Raw genomic sequence first — 18,350 nt, forward strand, 5'->3', positions numbered from 1 at the left:
CGAATGGAAGCTTTCGAATGACGATGCGGTTCACTCCAGGGGCGTTGCTTGCTCTTCCGATGCAGGCGGGCAGGCGTGCATACGGTCTGATGCTCGACACTCGACCGTACTTGGCATTCTATGACGACAGCTCGATCGAGGTTGATGTCAAGGGATCGCCTTTGAGGGGGCCCCTGTTTGTTGTGGCTACCCATAAGCTGGCATACTCAACGGGGCGTTGGGGCTCAATCCTGTACCGGATTGAGAGAGAGATTCTTCCGGCGGTTCCGTTCTTCTTTCGGCAGGATGTAGTTAATCCGCAGGATTGTGTACTCGCTGACAGCCAAGGAAACACTCGTGCAGTCAGTCCTGAGGAATGCGTTGGTGTTGAGCGAAGTGCGGTGTGGTCGGCCGGGCATATAGAAAGCAGAATCGAAGACCATTACTTGGGCCGTCCAAACCGATTTACGGAGTCGATGAGGGTTAAGCTCTAGCCGTCGAGAATGGCAATAGGCGGGTGTGGCGGGTGATTGGGTGATGCTATTTCTATCCTGTTGGTTACGCTTTCCGGTCCCGGTTGCCTTCCTGTTTGTGGGGCGAGGGGACCTGTGGTTGGTATGTGTGGCCTGGGTGGACGTTTGTCGAAGGGTTGGCCCTTTCTTTTTGTAGTTTTCGCGCGTGCGATGTCTAGGTTTGCACCCTCCGCTCCGTTTATTGGCAACTGTGAGCTGAATAGTCGAGCGCCTGAGAACAATGATGTCCACACCTTTAGAAAAAAATCTGTCGATACATCGAGCGTTATTCGCGAAGGGTTACCAACCAAGTCGGTAGAACTCAAGCGCTACAACGATCTGGAGCGCAGCTGGAAGCTCGGCGAGACGTCCTCGATACCCGGTGGCGAGGATCTTCCAGTTCTTGAGATGTCCAATGCATCGCTCGACGGCGGATCGTATCGAGGAGACTGTCTTGTTGTTGGCCTTTTGCCGACGGAGAGTTCGCCGCCACGTGGCTTTTTCGTGGGCGTGATCGCATGAGTTCCTTGATAAGCCGAGTCGGCGATGACCGGAGTGTCGACCAGGACCTCCTCCCATCCGCACTCGGTGAACGCTTTGCGGTCGTACATGGAGCCCGGCAAGGGAATCGACACTCCCCGCAGGCCGCCGGAGGTGTCCGCGGCGACCTGAATGTTCAGCCCAGCGCGGTGCCGCTTGCCGGAGTAGTTGTCGTCATGACCAGCGCGGTTGCCAGTCGGGACGTCGGTGCCGTCAACCAGGGCGATGCGGCCGCGAATGGCGTCCTTGAGGTCGGGAACGTGAAGGCAGAGAGCTTCTCCAATAAGGGGCAGGATGCCACGGTAGACCCTGGAGACGGGCAGTTCAAGGAAATCTTTCCTGGAATTGAGGTGAATGTTCAATGGGGCTAGGTGTGGAGCGTGTGCGCGAGCTTGCCGTCAGGCTTGTGCGCGAGTGCGGCGACGATGCTGTCGTAGGTCTCTCGCCTGCGGAGATCGTAGAAGTGGCAACAGCCTTGGGGGTGTATGAACTGCCGTCCAGCTATGTTGTGTTCCTTGGACTTATGGGTAAGCGTGCAGGGCAAGTTCTTGCGGGAATGGATATGTTCTACCCTCGATTGCTAAAAGTGAAGGAGTATGCGCAAGAACTCTTCGAGGAAGCGGGCAAGGTGGACCTTTTGTCGGATGGTGCCATTGTTTTTGCTCTACATCAGGGGTATCGGGCCTACTGGTTCGCGGATAATTCCGAAGATCCGCAAGTTTTTAGTTTCAAGAGGGTGATGAGTCGGCGAGTCGACACTGGGACTCGTTTACCTCCTTCTTGCTCGCTGAGGCCGAAGTTCGGTGAAGCCGGTTGTTGATCCACAGTCCGCTCGAGATGATCTCAGCGTAGTTCACATACGACTCAACAGGGAGGGTGATTGGCCTCCTTTTGGAACGGAAGAGGTGTCGGCCGAACAGATTGCTGAGCATGAATTTCGACTGACATCCGCCCCGGTCTTTGCGAAACGTCTTGCGGTGGGTGACGTGGTGCGCGTCGTGCACTACGGCCCCTCTCGGGATCCTTGGATCGAGGAGGTCTTGGCCTGGAGTGGCAACTCGACGATTCGAGTTATCACCTTCGCGTCCGGAGGTAGGGCTGTCGAGGAGGAATTGAGCAAGGGGGTTGAGGCTCTGGGTGGAACGACCTCTCCGTCGATGCTTGCCGGGCTGTTTGTGGTCAACGTGCCGAAGAGCACCGATTACGGCCGAATGCGGGCCCTCCTCGACGAAGGTGAGGGTCGTGGAGTTTGGGAATATGAAGAGGCGGCGATATCGGAACATCATGCGGGTGAACTCGATTAGTTCCGGCGAGCAACGGCCGTATCACCAAGTGTGACCGTGGCGCAGCCCCCTTATGGAGCCGTGCCAAGGCTGTTCAGGCAGCCGGTGCGAGGAGGACGTCGTTGGCCTTGACCATGAGGTAGCGGTGGTTGTAATCGATCAGCAGGTACTGGCCGGCACCGGTGACCGGCCGCGCCTGTGGGGTCGAAGCGGGCGAAGTAGTTGCTGGCCTGCTCGGTGCCTATCGCCGCCGCCGGCACCCTCGCCCCCGGCGAATCCGGCGCCGGCTCGGCGGAGGGCGAAGGCGCCGGTGCCAAACCTGCCGAGTCTGAACCGTCAGCCGCTAAGGAAGAGGAAAGCCCGGCCTGCCCCATCAAGCACAGCTTCGTCGGCTCCACCGGCGTCCTCATGGCCGACGGCTCCACCAAGCCCATCAGCCAGGTCAAGGTCGGCGACCAGGTCACCAACTCCGTCCCTGGCGATGCCACACTGCAGACGCACGCCGTGCAGAAGGTGATCGTCACCCAGACCGACCGGGACTTCGTGGACCTGACCGTCAAGAAGCTGTCCACCGCATTGGGCAAGGCCGCCGCCGGCCTGGCCCTGGCCGTCGCCGCGTTGGTCACCGCCGCCACCCCCGCGTCCGCCGACACCTCCACCCTCACCACCACCTACCACCACCCGTTCTTCGACGTCACCCAGTCCGCCTTCGTCGACGCCGTCGACCTCCACCCCGGTGACCGTCTCCAAACCGCCGACGGCGCCCCCGCCGAAGTCACCTCCGTCCGGGCGTATCACCAGACCGAGACCACTTACGACCTCACTATCAACGGCCGCCACACCTACTACGTCGAAACCAGCGCAACAGCCGTACTCGTCCATAACTGCGATGGCACCAATTGGAGCCCAAAGAGCAAGAAAACTTACGGACATGTGTTTGAAGTACATGGCGCGGGGCCGAAAAATTTCAAGGGGCTGGTGGGACGGGCTGCTGGAACCGGGCAGGAGCAGGGACAGTGGTTGGATAACGAGGCGGCGGCAAGTCTGTTGCAGCAGCATTGGGACCCCGACAATCTCGAGCCGAGAGTGATCGATATTCCCGAAGGGCTTGGTCAGGTTATCCGACCGGACGGCAGTACTGCTCCAGCGACGCGCGCGCTAATAGTTCCAAGAAAGCCTGGTGGGATCTATAAGACAGGTTTTCCAGTAAGCGAAGAATATGAAGGGTAGCGATGTCGTTCGAGATGGGGATCGATACATCGAAAGTCGAAAGTTCGTTCGAACCTAGGCTGCTTGAACCCTGGGAAGACCTGGACGATCTGGCATTGCCTTTGTGTGAACTTCTTGATGAAGCCGGCGTAAGATTCTTTGTGGGCGGATTTGGTGATAGGCGATGGCCTGTTGATGTGCGGTACGACTTGGCAACTATCATCCCACAGTTGCCCGCTGTGATAGATAGCCTTCAGTCTAGGTTGGAGGCCGAACTAGACTTCTACGAGCAAGGAATTCAGAGGACGGTGATGATCGACTATAGCGGTGATCGGGTGGTCTTGAAGTGTAGTTCGTTTGGAAAGTGGAAGCCTCTTTGGTTGACGGAAGAGTGTGTTGTCGAAGATTTTCGGGGTATGCTGTCTAGGTTTGTCAACAGACTCTCATTTGCGGTTTCTGTCGCTGTTCCCTCTCTTTCTTCTGTTGACCCTCTTGAAAGATGGTCAAGCTGGGGAAACTGAGGTTTGGCAATTCTTTGGGTTGGCTGGCGTCGGGAGCGGTGCCCTTGGGTAGGGTGAATCTGGCGTTGCCGCAGTGGAATCGGAGTCCGGTGCTGGCACGGAAGCGGCATTGGCGTATAAGCCTTCGGCGGTCAGGTAGGAAGATCGGAGCACGGGCTGTGCAACGCACAGCTTCGTCGGTTCCACTGGCGTTCTGATGGCTGACGGCTCCAGCAAGCCCATCAGTCAGGTCCGTGTCGGTGACCAGGTCGCCAACTCCGTTCCCGGTGATGCCACACTGCAGACGCACACCGTGCAGAAGGTCATCGTCACCCAGACCGACCGGGACTTCGTGGACCTGACCGTCAAGAAGCTGTCCACCGCGCTAGGCAAGGCCGCCGCCGGCCTGGCCGCCTCTGCGATTCTCAGCTTCGCCGCCCCCGCGTCCGCCGACACCTCCACGCTGGCCGCGACCTTCCGCCACCCCTTCTACGACCTCACCCAAGCCGCCTTCGTCGACGCCGTCGACCTCCACCCCGGCGACCGCCTCCAAACCGCCGACGGCGCCCCCGCCGAAGTCACCTCGATCCGGGCGTATCACCAGACCGAGGTCACCTACGACCTCACCATCAACGGCCTCCACACCTACTACGTCGAGGCCGGGGACACAGCTGTACTCGTCCATAATGCGAACGCCGATCCCGACGTTGCGTGCCAGCTTCCGCTTTTTGTGTTGAGCGATGGCGAAGGTTCGACTCCGCAGCAGATCGCGAACAGCTCAGGAGGACCTACAGGAGGCTCGCGTGTGGGTCAGGCTGCTACAGTCAGGAGTTGATTGATCAGGCCGGTGACGGACCGTGTCAGTGCTGGCGTTGTGGAGAGACATCGCCTAATGCTGATGATATGCACCTGGTCACCGGAATGTTCCTACGTCGCGCGGCGGCAATCTCGATCCGGACAACATCTGCCTTAAGGGGCGGCATGTAATCTGAGCGCAAACAATGGTGGTGCCCCTAAAGTGGGAAGATCGTGTGCTGAACATGGCGGTTGTGGCGCGCCGTACGGAAGATACAAAGGATCTTATTGATGAGCATGAGCGTTAGATTGGCTGCCGGTGTGAAGACGACGGGCGAGATTGCTTACGAGGAGGTGCTGGTCACTGAACTTCCTGATGGAAATTATCGTCTTGACTGCACGCCCGGGCTGGTTCTGGGTGTTGCTGCGGGCGACTGCATCGCTATTGACAAGGAGAAGTCCAGCTTTTCCGTCCACTCTCGCGGAGGGAATCTTGCCATTCAGATCTATGGCCCACGGGATGTTGCCCTGTCTATCAAAAACGACGTGCACGAGCTGGGTGGTAGGCACGACGGAGGGGAGAGGAATCTGACAGTTTACACTATTCCTGTGGCGGCAGGTTTTCCCGCTGTGGAAGCTCTATTGAACTCATTGTCATCGAAGGATCCGCGTATTCAATGGTACTTTGGAAATGTGTATGATGAAAACGATGGGGTTACGCCGCTCAATTGGTGGTAGTTAATCGCAAGTGCGATGATTGGAGGTTTGAATCGAGGTGTCAGGCGCGGATCTGGCGGGAGGTTGTCGATCGAGTCTTCGTGTACAGTTCTTCACTGGTGCTCCGCATTGTTTAGCTAGGTCGATAGGGTAAATGAAGATCGGCGGCCGGTCGCCAGTTCGGTTCCCGGCGATGCCACACTGCAGACGCACACTGTGCAGAAGGTGATCATCGCCCAGACCGACCGGGACTTCGTGGACCCGACCGTCAAGAAGCTGTCCACCACATTGGGCAAGGCCGCCGCCGGCCTCGCCCTGGCCGCCGCTGCGTTGGTCACCGCCGCCGCTCCCGCCTCCGCCGCTCCCGCGTCCGCCGACACCTCCACCCTCACCACCACCTACCACCACCCGTTCTACGACGTCACCCAGTCCGCCTTCGTCGACGCCGTCGACCTGCGTGTCGGTGACCAACTGCAAACCGCCGACGGCACCACCGCCGAAGTCACCTCCATCCGGGCCTATCACCAGACCCAAACCACCTACGACCTCACCATCGACGGCCTCCACACCTACTATGTGGCGGCTGGCCTTACGCCGGTGCTGGTGCATAACTGTGGTCTGACGATCACGGATGATAGTTGGCAGCACGTTACTGATTTCCACCGTCCCGGTGGTGTTGGTGTGGATGATTCGAAAGGGGTTTTCAATGGCAAGGCCAAAGATGTCAAGAGCCTACTTCGTGAGACCGTCCAGCGTGGCAGGCCCCAGCAGAACACGCCCGACCCGGTCACCGGCGAAGCTCGTGATGGGACTATCTATGAGTGGGACTTTGGTCGGACAATCGGAAAGCTGAGTGTGAATGATGGCGGCGCGGATGCAACGGCGATTCGTGTTATTGTGAACCCTGATGGGACGTTGCGTACGGCGCATCCGATCTAGGAGTAGAATTGATAGCGATTGACTTTGAGGTCCTGCCGCTTGATAGGATTGTGTCACCCTTGTGGAAGTTGGATCGTCAAGTGGACTTGGCGACGGTTTCGGGCATGGACCTCAGGTACGAGTACTTTTGGAGCCGTATCGAATTTGTTGTCGATGAAGTTGATGTCGGAAAGTTCTGGGGTAGTGTTCCCTTGCTTGACATTGCTAGCTCGATGAAGTTCCTTGCCGACTCGATTGTCGAAAATGGGAAGGTGTCTGTGGGATTCACAGAAAATCCCACAGTAGTCTCCTTTGTGCACAAAGAAGGCTTTGTTGAGATACGTGAACCGCATGTTAAAGCGAGCCTTTCTTGTGGGCTTTCTGAACTGATGGCTGCCACTGGCGGGTTTGTTATAAAAGTGACCGAGTGGCTAGCTGAAGAATATCCGCGCATCACAAAGAACAGCTTCTTTGTGTCGCTGACTTCGTGAAGCTTGCCGACTTTTTTTGGAGGAGGCGACCCCTCCTTGGCTGCTGCCGTGATCGTCAGCTCCGCCGTCAGTCGCATACCGTGCAGAAGGTGATCGTCACCCAGACCGACCGGGACTTCGTGGACCTGACCGTCAAGAAGCTGTCCACCACATTGGGCAAGGCCGCCGCCGGCCTCGCCCTGGCCGCCGCCGCGCTGGTCACCGCCGCCACCCCCGCGTCCGCCGACACCTCCACCCTCACCACGACCTACCACCACCCGTTCTACGACGTCACCCAGTCCGCCTTCGTCGACGCCGTCGACCTCCACCCCGGCGACCGCCTCCAAACCGCCGACGGCACCCCCGCCGAAGTCACCTCGGTCCGCGCCTACCACCAGACCGAGACCACTTACGACCTCACCATCAACGGCCTCCACACGTATTACGTCGAGGCCGGCGATACATCCATTCTCGTTCACAATGTCAACACGCGGTACTCGTGCTCGGCCGGCGGCGACGGCGACACCTATTACGGTGATGGAAGCCCTGGACTGTACGAACGCCCAGCTGGAACTCCTACAAAGGCGCAACGCGATTCGGTTCAAGGAAAGCCCTGTGTCGACTGCAATTCGGTTGATCCGGTGAATGCAATGCATGCGGATCACATCGTTCCGCTTGTCGTGGAATGGTATAATAACTTTAAGATCAACCTGACCAAGGCTAAGTCTCTCGACGCTGTTCAGCCTCAATGTAGAGCCTGTTCGGGTGATCAGGGGAGTAGGATGGCTCAGTATGCCAGGCGGGCCGCAAGAGCATTTGGGTTTATCGATTAACCGAGGTGGGTATGTTTAAGAAAAAATCGCCGAACGGCAGTCAGGCTGCGCTGTGCGCGCGGATGGGGGTTGTTCCCGCTTTCGTTACGCGTGGTGGCAAGCTTGGCGTGTCGCGGGCGACATTGACTGGAGGGTGGCCGCTCAACGGGGTTCGCGTTCGCGAGGAAGGGGGTGCGAGTGGTTGGTATATCTGGTCTGGTCAGGTGCTCTCGGAGGACCCCTCCTTCTTTATTCCTTTGCATGTCGGTCATCTGATTGATGCTCGTCCGGAAGTGGAGGAGTATCTCGGGCTTCCTTCGGGTTGGCGCTTTCTGATAGCTCCTGACCATGAGGATGTGTGGTTCGATGAGAATGCTCTGGATCCAAGCTGAGTTGGCGAGCGTTGTTGGGTGCATTTCAACTGGGTGTCGATGGTGTGCGCCCTTGCCTGTGTATCTTGACAGGTGTTTTCTGTGAATTTGGAGCCGATCTGTATAATCCACTCCGATCCGACACCACGCCTGGCCATGTGTCCGCCTCGATCGGTGAGTTCCTGCTCCGTGAGCGGGCGGCCGGGAGCCTGCTTTGGGAGTGGGCGGACTCGCAGCCGTCCCGGGCGTCCTAAGATGGTCGTGCCCATTGTCCGGATCTGATCAAGACCACCTGGCTGAACGAGGGTATCGCTGAAGGGCTGACCATCAACCCTTCGCCTATGTCGACGATGACCCTCTGACCCGTACCGATCCGTCCGGTCATGGCTGGTTCTCCGACTTCGTGTCCAGCGCTTTCCATGCTGTCAGTCATGTCGTGCATGCCGTCACTCACTACGTCGCCGTTCATGTTGTGCAGCCCGTGGTGCATGCCGTGCAGACCGTCGTGCACGCTGTCGTGGACGCCTACCATGCGGTCGCCCGTGCCGCCGCTCGTGTGGTGCAACGCGTCGTCCGTGTCGCTCGTGTCGTCTATCACGCGGCCGTGCACGTCGTGCAGACCGCGTATCACAAGGTCGCCACTGCGGTCCATCAAGCTGTCTCCACCGTCAAGTCCGCCGTCAATGCCGCCGGCAACGCCGTCGCTTCCGCTGCTAACGCGGTGGTGGATGCCGGAAAGAAGGCGGTTGCCACCGCCGCGACCTTCGTCAAGAACCACGCTTCCGCTATTGCCGGCATCGCCGTTGGCATCGGCGTCGGCCTGGCCTGCACCGCGGCGACTGGTGGTACCGCTGTTATCGCGTGCGCCGCGCTGGGAGGCGCTGCAGGCAATGCGGTGTCGTACGCGATGGACTGCTCCCAGTCACACACGTGTTCGGTTGGGGGCGCGGTCGAGGCCGTCGGCTTGGGCGCTTTGGGTGGGGTTCTTGGTGGTGCGTTGGCCGGTCCCTTGGGCGGCAAGCTTGTCGCCACCGCCCTTGAAGACGTGATGCCCAAGATCGCCGCCAGCGCACTGGTCGGCCTAGGGGCCGGTGCCGGATCCGGCGCCGTGACCTCTGCCGTCGGCTACGGCCTCTCATGTGGTTCGTCTCAGGACGGTTGTTCGCTTTCCGGCGCCGCGTCCGCCGTCGGCTCCGGTGCCCTCTGGGGCGGCCTCATCGGCGGCATTGCCGGTGCGGGCGGTGAAGCGTTGGGCAAGAGCGACACCTGCCACAGCTTCGTCCCGAGCACCAAGGTGCTGATGGGCGATGGTGCCAGCAAGCCCATCAGCCAAGTGCAGGTCGGTGACAAGGTCGCTGACGCCGTTCCTGGCGACGCCACACTTCAGACGCACACTGTTCAAAAGGTGATCGTCACGCAGACCGATCACGACTTCGTCAAGCTGACGGTCAAGAAGCTGGCCATCAAGATCGGTAAGGCCGCAGCTGGACTGACGGTAGCCGCAGCAGCAGCCTTGGGCTCCGCCGCTACCGCGTCGGCGGATACGTCCTCGCTCACGACAACCTTCCACCACCCGTTCTACGACATCACCCAGGCCGCGTTCGTCGACGCTGTCGACCTCCACCCCGGAGACCAGCTCCAAGCCGCGGACGGCACCGCCGCCGAAGTCACCTCGATCCTGGCCTACCACCAGACCGAAACCACCTACGACCTCACTATCGACGGCCTCCACACGTATTACGTGGACGCGGGCAACACAGCAATCCTCGTCCATAATTGTGGAACTGATGGTTCCTCTGCGACCGCGGATTCTTATGGAGCTGGCGGCGGTATTCGCTATCGCGGGTTGGACGACGCGGGGCGACCAACCGGTGCTGCTGCCTCTATTGATGCGAGTATGATCAAGGCGGGAACTAAGGCTAACAACTCGATTCGCCCGCCCGGGTTTACCGGAGGGAGGCCGATTGGAAACCAAGCTCGGGGTCACCTGATTGGAAACCAACTTGGTGGATCGGGTGATGTTCCCGAGAATCTGGTGACGCTGACCCACATCCCGGCGAACACACCCGTCATGCGAGGATTTGAAGGCCGTATCAGATCAGCGGTTGATGCTGGCGAGGTGGTGCAACTTACCTCGACGCCGGTCTATAGTGGGGATGCGGAGGTGCCGGTTGGTGTCCAGATGGAGGCGTATGGGAATCAGGGATTTTGTTTACTGGTCTGCGTACTCAACCTGGCGGGGCGATAAAATTGCTTGAGGATCTGACTGAACTTGTTGCGGCGCCGCCGCGGGGGTCGGAGACTGTCGTAGACTGGCGCGGTGTTGAAGGCCGATTGGGTTTCGAGCTTCCGGTCGACTATAAGGAACTCGTCGAGCGCTACGGCCCTGGCGTTTTTGATGAATTTATCCACATATTTCAGCCGGAGTGTCCGACCGAATCGATTGACCTTGAAAAGCAGGTGTCCGACTCGCTGTGGGCTTTGAACTATCTCGTGCAAGAAGGAGAGGTGGTGCCGTACGACTTGCGGCCACCAGCGGAGATAATCTCGGTTGGACGTACAGACAATGGCGATATAATCTACCTGCGTCGACGGCCTGTGGAAAATCCTGATCTTTGGCCTGTTGTTGTAAATGAGGCGCGTGGGGATGATTGGGGGCAGTTTGAGGGTGGCTTGACGCAATTTCTGACCGATGTTCTATCTGGTGAAATAAGGACAAGTATCTTTCCGGCAAGCTTTCCTTCTGTTGATCCTAGGTTTTCACCGTACTAGTCCGATTTTTTCGTTTCCTATCGATACGAAGTTATGGACCGGGTTAGTCGGATTATGTACGGCACCGGTGACGTGCGGACCTCTGGGACTTTGAAGGCCTTGCACGGGGTTACGGTCGTCTCCATCGGTTACGGGTACTACCTCAACGGCAACTCGACATCCAACACCAGAGGTTTCGACGTTGTCGCCATGCCGTTGCCCACTCCATCGCCGTTCACGTTGCGCAGCTCGTCTTCCAAGCCGTCCGTGTTGTGCAAACCGCCTGTCGCAAGGTCGCCACCGCGGTCCATCAAGCTGTCTCCGCGGTCAGTCCGCCGTCAAAGCCGCTTCTGATGTTTCCGATGGTTCAGAGCTGGGGCAGGCTATCGCCGAGGCTGGCCATCATGGAGGCTGTGCGGAGGTAGGTTGCTTGATTCAGGCTATGCAAAGCGAAGGACCGTCCGCGATCAGCGGCGGTACAATGCGTACGGTGAACGTGCGAAACCCGATGTCTTCACGCGCGGCTGAGCAGGGAACGCCTGCGTCTCCATGTGGAAGATGTCAGCGAATTCTCAACTTGCTGAAGATTTCTTGGGGTGGTAATAATGGTTGAAGTGAGAGGGTTTTCTGAAAGTGTGAGAACTGCGCTGGAGTCTGCCGGCTGGTCGGCGGATCGGCAGATTGACATTGATGGTTGGGTAAGCGAGCTTGCAGCTCAGGGGTACGAGATCGATGTCGTTGTTGACCGCGCTCTTCGCTCTTTCGGTGGAATTTTGGTTGAGCCTGTGAATGTTACCGGTCCAAATTTCAGCAACGATGAACCCTTGAATGTCGATCCGATACTCGCGGGATCTGGTCATTTCGAGCTTGCGCGGCAACTGACTGCCGAATTGGGGGGAAACTGGTTCCCTTTTGGTGAGTGGCTAAGCTATTCGAGCCTTTTTGTGGAAAATAGTGGTTGGACTGTGGCGACCGGAATGGACTGGATTTGGGATGTGGGTCCTTCTGTAGAGGAGGCGATCGAGTTTGCGCTCATGGCTCATCGCCCATTGACTTGTCTAGAAACGCTAACTCCTGGAGTTAAGCCTTGGCCGCGGCAATGAACCCGGCAATTCCTGGCGCATGAATTGACTGGGTCGATGGGGTGTGCTCCTGAGATCGAGGGGTGAATGTCCGGATCTGGTCTAGACCACCTGGCTCCTGGACGGTATCGTCGGGGGACCGGCCGCCAGCCACTTCGACGATGGGAGCTGGCCATGTTCGGTCGGATGTCGCGGACCCTGACGGTGATGCTGGCCGCCGCGCTTGCCGTGCCGGCGGTGGGTCTGGCGGACGCCCAGGCGACACCTGCGTCGCCGCAGGCGGACACGTGTGCGGTGAAGTCGAGGCCCGCGGGCAAGGTGCTGCAGGGCTACTGGGAGAACTGGGACGGCGCGGCCAACGGGGTGCACCCGGGGCTGGGCTGGATCCCGGTGACGGACAGCAGGATCGCGCAGCACGGCTACAACGTGATCAGCGAGGCGTTCCCGGTGATCCGGTCGGACGGCACGGCGTTGTGGCAGGACGGCATGGACGCGGGCGTGAAGGTGGGGACGCCGGCGGACAACTGCGCGGCGAAGGCGGCGGGGGCGACGCTGCTGCTGTCGATCGGCGGGGCGGCGGCGGGCATCGACCTGAGCTCGTCGACGGTCGCCGACAAGTTCGTCAGCACGATCGTGCCGATCCTCAAGACCTACAACTTCGACGGCATCGACATCGACATCGAGACGGGCCTGACCAACAGCGGCAACATCAAGACGCTGTCGGCCTCGCAGTCCAACCTGATCCGGATCATCGACGGCGTGCTGGCCCAGATGCCCTCGAACTTCGGCCTCACCATGGCCCCGGAGACGGCCTACGTCACCGGCGGCAGCATCACCTACGGCTCGATCTGGGGCGCCTACCTGCCCATCATCAAGAAGTACGCGGACAACGGCCGGCTGTGGTGGCTGAACATGCAGTACTACAACGGCAGCATGTACGGCTGCTCGGGCGACTCCTACCAGGCCGGCACGGTCCAGGGCTTCACGGTGCAGACCCAGTGCCTGAACAACGGCCTGGTCGTCCAGGGCACGACGATCAAGGTCCCCTACGACAAGCAGGTCCCGGGCTTGCCGGCCCAGTCCGGCGCGGGCGGCGGCTACATGTCGACCAGCCTGGTCTCCCAGGCCTATCGAAGCGTCAGCGGCATCAAGGGCCTGATGACGTGGTCGGCGAACTGGGACGGCTCGAAGGGCTGGACCTTCGGCACCAACGTGAAGTCGCTGGAAGGCCGCTAGCGAAGGAGCACGGCCCAGCCGTCGGCGTCGGGGTGCCTGGTCATCCCGACGCCGAGGGCGACCTTGATCGCGGCGATGTTGTCGGGCCGGGTCTCGACCAGCACGGGCCAGTCGGGATGCCGCAAGGCCGCGACGGCGATGGCCTCGCGGGCCATCTCGGTGGCGATGCCCTGGCCTTGGAGGTCCGGCCAGACCCGGTAGTACAGGTTCCACACCTGTTGGCCACGCCAGGTTTTCGGCTTCACGCCGCCGAATCCGGCGACCCGGGAGCCGAGCATGATCTTCCAGTAGCCGTGCTCGCCACGCTCCCAGACGGCGCAGAAGTCCCGCAGCAGCTGGGTGAGCGCCTCGACCGACCGCGACTCCGTCGCGGCGTGCAGGGACAGGAACTCGTCCAGGTCGTCCATGCTCACCGGAACAAGCGAAAGCCGGCTCACGCCAACACCTCCGCCAGAACATGCCGGGACAGGGCCACCAAGGCGGGATTGGTGTCCCGGTAGTACGGCAGCTGGATCAGGGCGATGGACATGGCCCACGCCTGCCCGCGCTCCCAGGTGTCGTCGTCGACGTCGAGGGCGGCGCGGAACGCCGAGCGGGCAGCGGCCGGCAGGAGATTCCACGCCACGACAAGGTCGACGGTGGGATCGCCGACGCCCACGCCGCCGAAGTCGATCACGGCAGCCAGGCGGCCGTCCCGGACGAGGACGTTGCCGGGGGAGAGGTCCCCGTGCGACCAGAAGACACCGCGCGTCGAAGGCAGCCGGATGGCCCGCTCCCACAGCGCCAACGCCCGCGAGGTGTCGATGTCGTCGTGCAGCTGGGAAATGGCCTCCCGGGTCGCGGAATCGCGGCCCGGGCTGCCGAGCGGCACGCCGCGCCCCTGCCGGGGGCCGTCAGCAGGGTCGATCTTGCGCAGGGCCCGGATGAAGTCGGCGAGGTCGAGAGCCAGCGCCTCGGAGCCGGTCACGGGATTGACGCCAGGGAGCCACCGGCACACCGTCCAGGGCAGCGGAAAGCCCTCTCCCGGCACGCCCCGCCCGACCGGCTCGGGCACCGCGACCGGCAGCTGCGAGGCCAGGAACGGGAGCCAGCGCTGCTCGCGGTGCACGTTGTCCTCGGCCCGGGGCAGCCGCGGCAGCCGAACGGCCAACGACGGCCCGAGTCGGTACATGGCGTTGTCGGTGCCGGCGGAATCGACGCGCTCGATCGCAAGATCGGCCCACTGCGGAAACTGGGCGGCCAGCAGCCGCCGCACCAGCTCGGGGTCGGTGTCGATCTCGTCGGCGTGCATCCGCATGGCCACATACTGGGACAACGCATCCGTAAGTGCCATCACATAATTCGCGTCCCGAGGACCGCTCGGTGCACATTAGCCACGTGACGGTGCGTGCGGGTTCGGCGAGACAGGTGTTCGCCCTGGCGGTTCCTGCCTTGGGTGTCCTCGCCGCCGAACCGCTGTACGTGCTCGTCGACACGGCGGTGGTGGGCCACCTCGGCGCGCTGCCGCTGGCCGGCCTGGCCCTGGGCGGCCTCCTGTTCTCCCAGGTCTCCAGCGCGCTGACCTTCCTCTCCTACGGCACCACATCACGCACCGCCCGCCTGCACGGCGCCGGCCGTCGCAAGGACGCGGTCGAGGAAGGCGTGCAAGCGACGTGGCTGGCGGTCGGCGTCGGCCTGGCGGTGCTGATCCTGGGCCAGCTGCTGGCCACGCCGGTGGCGGAACTGTTGGCGGGCAAGGGACCCATCGCCGACGCCGGCGTGAGCTGGCTGCGCATCGCCCTGTTCGGCGCGCCGATGGTGCTGATCACGATGGCCGGCAACGGCTGGATGCGCGGGGTCCAGGACACCAGGCGCCCGCTGGTGTACGTCTTGCTGGGCAACGGCCTTTCGGTGGTGCTGAACCCGATCCTGGTCTACGGCCTCGGCTGGGGCCTTGAGGGTTCGGCCGTGGCCAACGTGTTTGCGCAAACGGTGGCGGCCACGCTGTTCGTCTCGGCGCTGGTCAAGGAGAAGGCGCCGCTGAAGCCGGCGCCGAAACTGATCAAGGCCCAGCTGGGCCTGGGCCGCGACCTGGTGATCCGCACGCTGGCGTTCCAGCTGTCGTTCATCTCCGCGCTGTCGGTGGCCTCGCGCACCTCGGCCGACGCGGTCGGCGCGCACCAGATCGTGTTGCAGCTGTGGAACTTCCTCGCCCTGGTGCTGGATTCGCTGGCCATCGCCGCGCAGTCGCTGGTCGGGGCGGCGCTGGGCGCGGGCCGGGACGACGAGGCGAAGTCCTTGGCCTGGCAGGTGACCCGCTACGGCCTGGTGTTCGGCGCGGCGCTGTCGGTGGTGTTCGCGGCGCTGTACAACGTCCTTCCGCAACTGTTCACCTCAGCTCCCGGGGTGCTGGCGGAGATCCCGCACGCCTGGTGGCTTTTCGTGCTGCTGCAACCGATCGCCGGCGTGGTGTTCGCCCTGGACGGTGTGCTGCTCGGGGCCGGCGACGCCGCCTTCCTGCGCACGGCGACGCTGGTCACCGCGCTGGTCGGCTTCGTGCCGCTGGTGTGGCTGTCGCTGGTCTTCCACTGGGGACTGCTGGGCATTTGGACCGGTTTGTCGACCTTCATGGTGCTGCGGCTGATCGCTGTCGTGCTGCGCACGAAATCGGGGCGCTGGGCCGTCACCGGTGTGTGACGGACTGCACGTCTGAAGCGGTTAACAACGGGCCCGCGCGTGCGGATTAAAGGTGTGAACCTCCTACCTCTGCATCCCCGGAAGGACAGCCGTGCCGGCCTCGCGCGCCACCCGTCAAGCCTGGGTGGTCTGGATCACCGCCGTCGTCGTCTACCTCTTCGCCGTCTTCCACCGGTCCTCGCTCGGCGTGGCCGGCCTGGCCGCCGCCGACCGGTTCGGCGTCGGCCCCGCCGCGCTCAGCACGTTCACCGTGCTCCAGGTCTTCGTGTACGCCGCCATGCAGGTGCCGACCGGCCTGCTGGTGGACCGCTTCGGCCCGCGCAAGCTGCTCACCGCCGCCGCCGTGTTCATGGGCCTGGGCCAGGTCCTGTTCGCGCTGGCCGACAGCTACCCGCTGGGCCTGCTGGCCCGGGGCGTGCTCGGCCTCGGCGACGCCATGACCTGGATCAGCGTCCTGCGGCTGATCGGCGGGCATTTCCCGGCCCGCCAGTACGCCGTGGTCATGTCGCTGTCGGCCATGATCGGCTCGGCCGGCAACCTCGCCGCCACCGTGCCGCTGACCCTCGCCCTGCACAACGCCGGCTGGACGCTGACCTTCCTGGTCGCCGGCGCCGCCACCGCGGCCTACGCCATGATCGCCGGCACCCGGCTGCGCGACCTGCCCCGCGGCGTGCCCGCGCCGGTGGTCGAACGCACCACGCCGCGTGAGGTCGTGCGCAGCATCGCCAGCTCGTGGCGGACTCCCGGCACCCGCCTCGGGTTCTGGGTGCACTTCAGCACGATGGTCGCGCCGACCACCCTCGGTCTGCTGTGGGGCGTGCCGTACCTGGTGCAGGCCCAGGGGCTGTCCCCGGAGACCGCCGGCTCGCTGCTGAGCCTGCTGGTCATCGGCGGCCTGATCCTCAGCCCGCTCGTCGGCACGCTGATCAGCCGCAACCCCGAGCTCCGGGTCCCGCTGGCCGCCGCGTACCTGGTCACCTCCGGTGCGCTGTGGGCCGTGCTGCTGGCCCTGCCGGGCCGGATCCCGTTGTGGCTGCTGGTGATCACCTTCGTGCTGCTCGCCATCGGCGGCCCGGCCTCCTCGGTCGGTTTCGCGCTGGCCAAGGACTACACCCCGAACCGGATCGTCAGCACCGCGACCGGCGTGGTCAACGTGGGCGGCTTCGTCGCCACCACCATCGCCGCGTTGGCGGTGGGCGTGCTGCTCGGCCTGGCCGACGGCCTCGGTGCGCAGAACGCGTTCCGGGTCGCGTTCGTGGCGATCCTGGCGGTGCAGGCGGTGGGCACCTGGCGGATGGCGATCTGGTGGCGGCGGGCCCGCGCCATCGTGCTGCACGCCGCCGCCCGCGGCGAGGAGGTCCCGGTGCAGCTGCGCCGCCGGCGGTGGGACGACGTCATCGAGCCCGCGGCAGCGTGAGGACTGTCTGGGCGTGACACAATATTTCGCTGTGTCACAACCGCTTCGCCATCGCCGCCCGCAGAACCGCCAGCGCACGCTCGGCACGACCGCCAACGCCGGCCTCGTCGTCGTGGACAAGCCCGCCGGGCTGACCTCGCACGACGTCGTGGCCCGGGCCCGGCGCATCCTGGGCACCCGCAAGGTCGGCCACGCCGGCACGCTGGACCCGATGGCCACCGGCGTGCTGGTGCTCGGCGTCGAGCGGGCCACCAAGCTGCTCGGGCACCTGGCCATGGACACCAAGGCCTACCTGGCCACGATCCGGCTGGGCGCGGCCACCACCACCGACGACGCCCAGGGCGAGATCACCTTCGAGGCCGACGGGTCCCAGGTCGACGAGGCCGAGGTGCGCGACGGCATCGCCGAGCTGACCGGCGACATCCAGCAGGTGCCCAGCTCGGTCAGCGCGGTCAAGGTGGACGGCAAGCGGGCCTACGCCCGGGTGCGGGCCGGCGAGGAGGTCGAGCTGGCCGCCCGGCCGGTCACCGTCAGCCGGTTCGACCTGCTGCTGGTCCGCCGCGACGAGACCGCCACCGAGCTGGACGTCATGGTCGAGTGCTCCTCGGGCACCTACGTGCGGGCGCTGGCCCGGGACCTGGGGCAGCGCCTCGGCGTCGGCGGGCACCTGGTGGCGCTGCGCCGCACCCGGGTCGGCCCGTTCGACCTGCGCACCGCCCGGACCCTGGAGCAGCTGGAGGAGGAGCCGGCGCTGTCGCTGGACCTCGCCGACGCCGTGAACACCGCCTTCCCCCGGCACGACATCGACCTGCCCTCGGCCGCCGCGCTGTCGCACGGCCGCCGCCTGCCGGCCGCCGGCATCGAGGGCCCGTACGGCGTGTTCGGACCGGACGGCCGCGCGCTGGCCCTGGCCGTGGACACCGACGGTGTGGCCAAGCCCTTGGTGGTTCTGGCCGTCGACTGACGAACGCTGGGAAGGCGGCTTTACACCACACCCAGTGGAGGAAAGCCGCCATACCAACACACGGGGGTCCCGCGGCCGGGCCCGGGCCCAGGGTAGGCTCACCCCCCTGCAGCCCATG

General features: G+C 62.9%; 19 protein-coding genes and 1 pseudogene. 17 read left to right on the top strand and 3 right to left on the bottom strand.

Going from position 1 to position 18,350, the window contains the following annotated elements:
- Positions 1–791: 791 nt before the first annotated feature.
- Positions 792–1,393: pseudogene (locus ACIG5F_RS26655) on the bottom strand (transposase family protein).
- Between the two features lie 11 nt (positions 1,394–1,404).
- Here ACIG5F_RS26655 and ACIG5F_RS26660 point away from each other — a divergent pair.
- The 14 genes from ACIG5F_RS26660 (at position 1,405) to ACIG5F_RS26725 (ending at position 13,175) form a co-directional block, all read left to right on the top strand.
- Positions 1,405–1,851, top strand: coding sequence for a hypothetical protein (locus ACIG5F_RS26660; RefSeq protein ID WP_396521920.1), 447 nt, complete (start codon positions 1,405–1,407; stop codon positions 1,849–1,851).
- Positions 1,852–1,936: 85 nt separating this feature from the next.
- Complete coding sequence (locus tag ACIG5F_RS26665) at positions 1,937–2,335, top strand: DUF4265 domain-containing protein (RefSeq protein WP_396521922.1); 399 nt, start codon at positions 1,937–1,939, stop codon at positions 2,333–2,335.
- Positions 2,336–2,551: 216 nt separating this feature from the next.
- Positions 2,552–3,544, top strand: coding sequence for a Hint domain-containing protein (locus ACIG5F_RS26670; RefSeq protein ID WP_396521924.1), 993 nt, complete (start codon positions 2,552–2,554; stop codon positions 3,542–3,544).
- A 2-nt stretch (positions 3,545–3,546) separates the two neighbouring features.
- The gene (locus ACIG5F_RS26675) at positions 3,547–4,044 is read left to right on the top strand and encodes a hypothetical protein (RefSeq protein WP_396521926.1); all 498 of its coding nucleotides are present in this window, start codon (positions 3,547–3,549) and stop codon (positions 4,042–4,044) included.
- Between the two features lie 196 nt (positions 4,045–4,240).
- Positions 4,241–4,858: a polymorphic toxin-type HINT domain-containing protein gene (locus tag ACIG5F_RS26680; protein WP_396521928.1), complete on the top strand. Its 618-nt coding sequence runs from the start codon at positions 4,241–4,243 to the stop codon at positions 4,856–4,858.
- A gap of 251 nt (positions 4,859–5,109) precedes the next feature.
- Positions 5,110–5,556, top strand: coding sequence for a DUF4265 domain-containing protein (locus ACIG5F_RS26685; RefSeq protein WP_396521930.1), 447 nt, complete (start codon positions 5,110–5,112; stop codon positions 5,554–5,556).
- 204 nt (positions 5,557–5,760) lie between these two features.
- Positions 5,761–6,474: a polymorphic toxin-type HINT domain-containing protein gene (locus ACIG5F_RS26690; RefSeq protein ID WP_396521932.1), complete on the top strand. Its 714-nt coding sequence runs from the start codon at positions 5,761–5,763 to the stop codon at positions 6,472–6,474.
- A gap of 104 nt (positions 6,475–6,578) precedes the next feature.
- Entirely contained in the window at positions 6,579–6,944 is a 366-nt protein-coding gene (locus ACIG5F_RS26695; protein ID WP_396521934.1) for a hypothetical protein, read from the top strand.
- 89 nt (positions 6,945–7,033) lie between these two features.
- Positions 7,034–7,756, top strand: coding sequence for a polymorphic toxin-type HINT domain-containing protein (locus tag ACIG5F_RS26700; RefSeq protein WP_396521936.1), 723 nt, complete (start codon positions 7,034–7,036; stop codon positions 7,754–7,756).
- 11 nt (positions 7,757–7,767) lie between these two features.
- On the top strand, positions 7,768–8,127 hold the full coding sequence (locus ACIG5F_RS26705) for a hypothetical protein (protein WP_396521938.1): 360 nt from the start codon (positions 7,768–7,770) through the stop codon (positions 8,125–8,127).
- 472 nt (positions 8,128–8,599) lie between these two features.
- Complete coding sequence (locus tag ACIG5F_RS26710; RefSeq protein ID WP_396521940.1) at positions 8,600–10,354, top strand: DNA/RNA non-specific endonuclease; 1,755 nt, start codon at positions 8,600–8,602, stop codon at positions 10,352–10,354.
- Positions 10,355–10,356: 2 nt separating this feature from the next.
- Positions 10,357–10,878 carry an SMI1/KNR4 family protein gene (locus ACIG5F_RS26715; RefSeq protein WP_396521942.1) on the top strand — a complete coding sequence of 174 codons (522 nt, stop codon included), beginning with the start codon at positions 10,357–10,359 and terminating at the stop codon, positions 10,876–10,878.
- A gap of 584 nt (positions 10,879–11,462) precedes the next feature.
- Positions 11,463–11,960 carry an SUKH-3 domain-containing protein gene (locus ACIG5F_RS26720; RefSeq protein ID WP_396521944.1) on the top strand — a complete coding sequence of 166 codons (498 nt, stop codon included), beginning with the start codon at positions 11,463–11,465 and terminating at the stop codon, positions 11,958–11,960.
- A 153-nt stretch (positions 11,961–12,113) separates the two neighbouring features.
- Positions 12,114–13,175, top strand: coding sequence for a chitinase (locus tag ACIG5F_RS26725; RefSeq protein ID WP_396521946.1), 1,062 nt, complete (start codon positions 12,114–12,116; stop codon positions 13,173–13,175).
- Here the strand turns inward: ACIG5F_RS26725 and ACIG5F_RS26730 are convergent.
- Together ACIG5F_RS26730 and ACIG5F_RS26735 are read right to left on the bottom strand one after the other, a co-directional pair.
- Positions 13,172–13,612 (bottom strand): GNAT family N-acetyltransferase, encoded by a 441-nt coding sequence (locus ACIG5F_RS26730; RefSeq protein ID WP_396521948.1) that lies wholly within the window; start codon positions 13,610–13,612, stop codon positions 13,172–13,174. The genes ACIG5F_RS26725 and ACIG5F_RS26730 overlap by 4 nt on opposite strands.
- A complete protein-coding gene (locus ACIG5F_RS26735; protein ID WP_396521950.1) occupies positions 13,609–14,472 on the bottom strand; it encodes an aminoglycoside phosphotransferase family protein in 864 nt (287 codons plus the stop codon). Before ACIG5F_RS26735 ends, ACIG5F_RS26730 begins: the two co-directional genes overlap by 4 nt.
- A gap of 80 nt (positions 14,473–14,552) precedes the next feature.
- On the opposite strand from ACIG5F_RS26735, the gene ACIG5F_RS26740 reads away from it, so the two are divergent.
- The 3 genes from ACIG5F_RS26740 to truB all read left to right on the top strand — a co-directional run bounded on the left by ACIG5F_RS26740 (position 14,553) and on the right by truB (position 18,232).
- Complete coding sequence (locus ACIG5F_RS26740; protein WP_396521952.1) at positions 14,553–15,851, top strand: MATE family efflux transporter; 1,299 nt, start codon at positions 14,553–14,555, stop codon at positions 15,849–15,851.
- A gap of 91 nt (positions 15,852–15,942) precedes the next feature.
- Complete coding sequence (locus ACIG5F_RS26745; protein WP_396521954.1) at positions 15,943–17,268, top strand: nitrate/nitrite transporter; 1,326 nt, start codon at positions 15,943–15,945, stop codon at positions 17,266–17,268.
- 112 nt (positions 17,269–17,380) lie between these two features.
- Positions 17,381–18,232 (top strand): tRNA pseudouridine(55) synthase TruB, encoded by an 852-nt coding sequence (truB, locus tag ACIG5F_RS26750; RefSeq protein ID WP_396522066.1) that lies wholly within the window; start codon positions 17,381–17,383, stop codon positions 18,230–18,232.
- Positions 18,233–18,350: the final 118 nt, after the last annotated feature.

Source organism: Kutzneria sp. NPDC052558 (assembly GCF_044547355.1).
Lineage (GTDB): Bacteria > Actinomycetota > Actinomycetes > Mycobacteriales > Pseudonocardiaceae > Kutzneria.